Source organism: Streptomyces sp. NPDC006265, assembly GCF_040613555.1.
In the GTDB taxonomy this organism is placed as follows: Bacteria; Actinomycetota; Actinomycetes; order Streptomycetales; family Streptomycetaceae; genus Streptomyces.
The window spans coordinates 1-3389 of the sequence record NZ_JBEXSH010000938.1; the positions used below are offsets into that span (position 1 = coordinate 1).

The 3389-nt window shown below is 70.1% G+C and carries 3 protein-coding genes; 1 reads left to right on the top strand and 2 read right to left on the bottom strand.

Features of this window, described 5'->3' with window-relative positions; all coding sequences use genetic code 11:
* Positions 1-75: 75 nt before the first annotated feature.
* Positions 76-870, bottom strand: a complete 795-nt coding sequence (locus tag ABZ281_RS43090) for a class II aldolase/adducin family protein (RefSeq protein ID WP_031108514.1) — start codon at positions 868-870, stop codon at positions 76-78.
* A 189-nt stretch (positions 871-1059) separates the two neighbouring features.
* Here ABZ281_RS43090 and ABZ281_RS43095 point away from each other — a divergent pair, with 189 nt between their 5' ends.
* The gene (locus tag ABZ281_RS43095) at positions 1060-1533 is read left to right on the top strand and encodes a pyridoxamine 5'-phosphate oxidase family protein (RefSeq protein ID WP_356663566.1); all 474 of its coding nucleotides are present in this window, start codon (positions 1060-1062) and stop codon (positions 1531-1533) included.
* 15 nt (positions 1534-1548) lie between these two features.
* Here the strand turns inward: ABZ281_RS43095 and guaA are convergent, their stop codons facing one another.
* Positions 1549-3129, bottom strand: coding sequence for a glutamine-hydrolyzing GMP synthase (gene guaA / locus ABZ281_RS43100; RefSeq protein ID WP_356663568.1), 1581 nt, complete (start codon positions 3127-3129; stop codon positions 1549-1551).
* Positions 3130-3389 lie beyond the last annotated feature (260 nt).

The following is a 3389-nucleotide window of genomic DNA, read 5'->3' on the forward strand; positions in this document are numbered from 1 at the left end:
AGGGCTTCCGGCCGGCACGCCGAGAGCACGCACCGGACGCCGCTCCTCAACGGGCAAACGTTGCCTGCCGCGGCACTAGCTCAGCAGACCCGGCTCGCTCCGGCTGACGTCCTCCCACATCGGCTGGTAGTTGATCCACGCCACGAGGTCGCCGCCCAGCTGCTCCCGTGTCGCCACGGCCATCCGGTGATCGATCCGGACCGGCCGCCCGGCCGCCTGCGCCGTCAGCTGCACCTGGCAGGAGCGCTCCATCGACACGAACCACCAGGCCGCCGCGTCCACCGAGTCCCCGACGGTCAGCAGCCCGTGGTTGCGCAGCACGAGCGCCTTGCGGGAGCCGAGCACGGCCGCGATACGCCGTCCCTCCTCCGCGTCGACGGAGACGCCCGTGTACGTGTCGTAGAGGGCGTGGTCCTCGTAGAAGGCGCAGCTCTCCTGGGTGATCGGCTCCAGCAGCTCACCGAGGGCCGCGAGCGCCCGCCCGTGCACCGAGTGACAGTGGGCGACGGCGACCACGTCGGGCCGGGCGGCGTGGACCTGGGCGTGCACGGTGAAGGCAGCCTGGTTGACGTGGTAGCCGCCCTCGACGACCTGGCCGTCCTGGTTGGCGAGCACGAGGTCGCTCACGGTGACGTGCCGGAAGGGCATCCCGAACGGGTTGACCCAGAAGCAGTCGGTGAATTCCGGGTCGCGGGCGGTGATGTGCCCGGAGACGCCGTCCTCGAAGCCGAGCCGGCCGAAGATCCTCAGGGCGCCCGCGAGCCGCTCCTTGCGGTGCCGGCGCTCGTCCTCGACCGACTCGTGCATCGGCGGCATGGCGAACCGCAGCCGGTCGGTGGGCAGCGGCAGGGGCGGGGTGGGCCCGCTCATAGGTCCTCCAGCACTGGGTCTGCGTACGGGCGGAAATTACCGTCCGTGAGGCCGGGAAGAACAGAAGCGAATCGTGAAGATGACACGAGCGCCCCTGTGAGCACCCTGTGCCCACTCGTGTGCCCCCTGGCTCCCCAACCCCACGAATAGCCGACAGAAGATGTCGGATTTCGGCGCGACACTCGTGCCATGACAGCGAACTGGGCGGCTTTCGCCACCGCCGAACCGGATCTGGCCGGCACCGTCGAGAAGCGTTTCGGCGCCTACACCCACCACATCCTCGCCACCCTCCGCAAGGACGGTTCGCCCCGCACCAGCGGCCTGGAGGTGCGGGTCCTGAACGGCGAACTGTGGCTCGGCATGATGCCGGACTCGCTCAAGGCCCTCGACCTGCGCCGCGACCCGCGCTTCGCGCTCCAGGCGAACCCCGGGGAGGGCACGGGCATGGGCGGCGGCGACGTCCGGATCAGCGGCCGGGCGGTCGAGGTCGACGACGCGGAGACCAAGGCCGGATACGTCGAAGAGGTGGAACCGCCGGAGCCGTTCCACCTCTTCCGCACCGAGCTGACGGAGGTCGTGAGGACCTACGTCGAGGACGAGACGTACCTCGTCATCCAGATCTGGAAGCCCGGCGCTCCGCTGCGCACGATCAAGCGCACCTAGGAGTCGGCTCCGGGATCACTCCCACTCGATGGTGCCCGGCGGCTTCGAGGTCACGTCGAGGACGACGCGGTTGACGTCCTTCACCTCGTTGGTGATCCGTGTGGAGATCCGGGCGAGGACCTCGTACGGCAGCCGCGACCAGTCGGCCGTCATGGCGTCCTCGGACGAGACGGGGCGCAGCACGATGGGGTGGCCGTACGTGCGGCCGTCGCCCTGGACGCCGACGCTGCGGACGTCGGCGAGCAGGACCACCGGGCACTGCCAGATGTCGCGGTCGAGGCCGGCCGCCGTCAGCTCCTCACGGGCGATGGCGTCGGCCTCGCGCAGCAGGTCCAGGCGCTCCTTGGTGACCTCGCCGACGATCCGGATGCCGAGGCCGGGGCCGGGGAACGGCTGGCGCTGGACGATCTCGTCCGGCAGGCCGAGCTCCTGCCCGACCATGCGGACCTCGTCCTTGAAGAGCTTGCGCAGCGGCTCGATCAACTGGAACTCGAGGTCCTCGGGCAGGCCTCCCACGTTGTGGTGGGACTTGATGTTGGCCGTGCCGGTGCCGCCGCCGGACTCGACGACGTCCGGGTAGAGCGTGCCCTGCACGAGGAACTCCACGGCCGGGCCCTGGTCGGCGATGATCTCGGCCTGGGCCTGCTCGAAGACCCGGATGAACTCGCGGCCGATGATCTTCCGCTTCTCCTCGGGGTCGGACACCCCGGCCAGCGCCTCGAGGAACCGCTCCTCCGCGTCCACGACCTTCAGCTGCACGCCGGTCGCGGCCACGAAGTCCTTCTCGACCTGCTCGGTCTCGCCCTTGCGCATCAGGCCGTGGTCGACGTACACGCAGGTCAGCTGGGAGCCGATGGCCTTCTGGACGAGGGCCGCGGCGACCGCGGAGTCCACGCCGCCGGACAGGCCGCAGATGGCGCGCCGGTCACCGACCTGCTCGCGGATCGCGGCGACCTGCTCCTCGATGACGTTGCCGGTCGTCCAGTTCGGCGTGAGCCCCGCGCCCCGGTACAGGAAGTGCTCCAGCACCTGCTGCCCGTGCGTGGAGTGCATCACCTCGGGGTGGTACTGGACGCCGTAGAGCTTCTTCTCGTCGTTCTCGAAGGCGGCGACCGGTACGACGTCCGTGGAGGCCGTGACGGAGAAGCCCTCGGGCGCGGCGGAGCAGGCGTCGCCGTGCGACATCCACACGGGCTGCTCGGCGGGGGTGCCCTCGAAGAGGGTGGAGGAGACCTTGGAGACATGCAGGTCGGTGCGGCCGTACTCGCGGGCGCCGGTGTTGTCGACGGTGCCGCCGAGGGTTCGCGCCATCAGCTGGAAGCCGTAGCACATGCCGAAGACGGGGACGCCGGCCTCGAAGATCTCGCGGTCCAGGCTGGGCGCGCCCTCCGCGTAGACCGACGAGGGGCCGCCGGAGAGGATGATCGCCGCGGGGTTCTTGGCGAGCATCTCCCGGACCGGCATGGTGCTCGGCACGATCTCGCTGTAGACCCGCGCCTCGCGGACACGACGGGCGATGAGCTGGGCGTACTGCGCGCCGAAGTCGACGACCAGGACGGTGTCGGCGGCGTTGGCAGCGGGAGTCGCTGATGACACGGGGTGCCTTCCGGCGGTGGGGCGGGGGTCTTGTGCCACCCGATTCTACCGGGGGGCCGCCGCGCTCTTTCCGTGTGCCGCAGGACCACCCCGTCTCAGGATGCGAACCGGCTTGGACGGCCCCCGGAGGCGGTGCATACTTGCCCCCATGTTCAAGCACCAGACGTTCGTCTTTACCTATGGCATCCGGCCCGCCGGACGCCATGGTCGTGCTGCTTGAGCAACTGACAAGCGACTTCCCAGGCGCCCCGGGCCGACAA

Coding starts and splice junctions, on each gene's coding strand:
- ABZ281_RS43090 (WP_031108514.1), bottom strand. CDS start 870: ATGAGCGGGCCCACCCCGCCCCTGCCGCTGCCCACCGACCGGCTGCGG.
- ABZ281_RS43095 (WP_356663566.1), top strand. CDS start 1,060: ATGACAGCGAACTGGGCGGCTTTCGCCACCGCCGAACCGGATCTGGCC.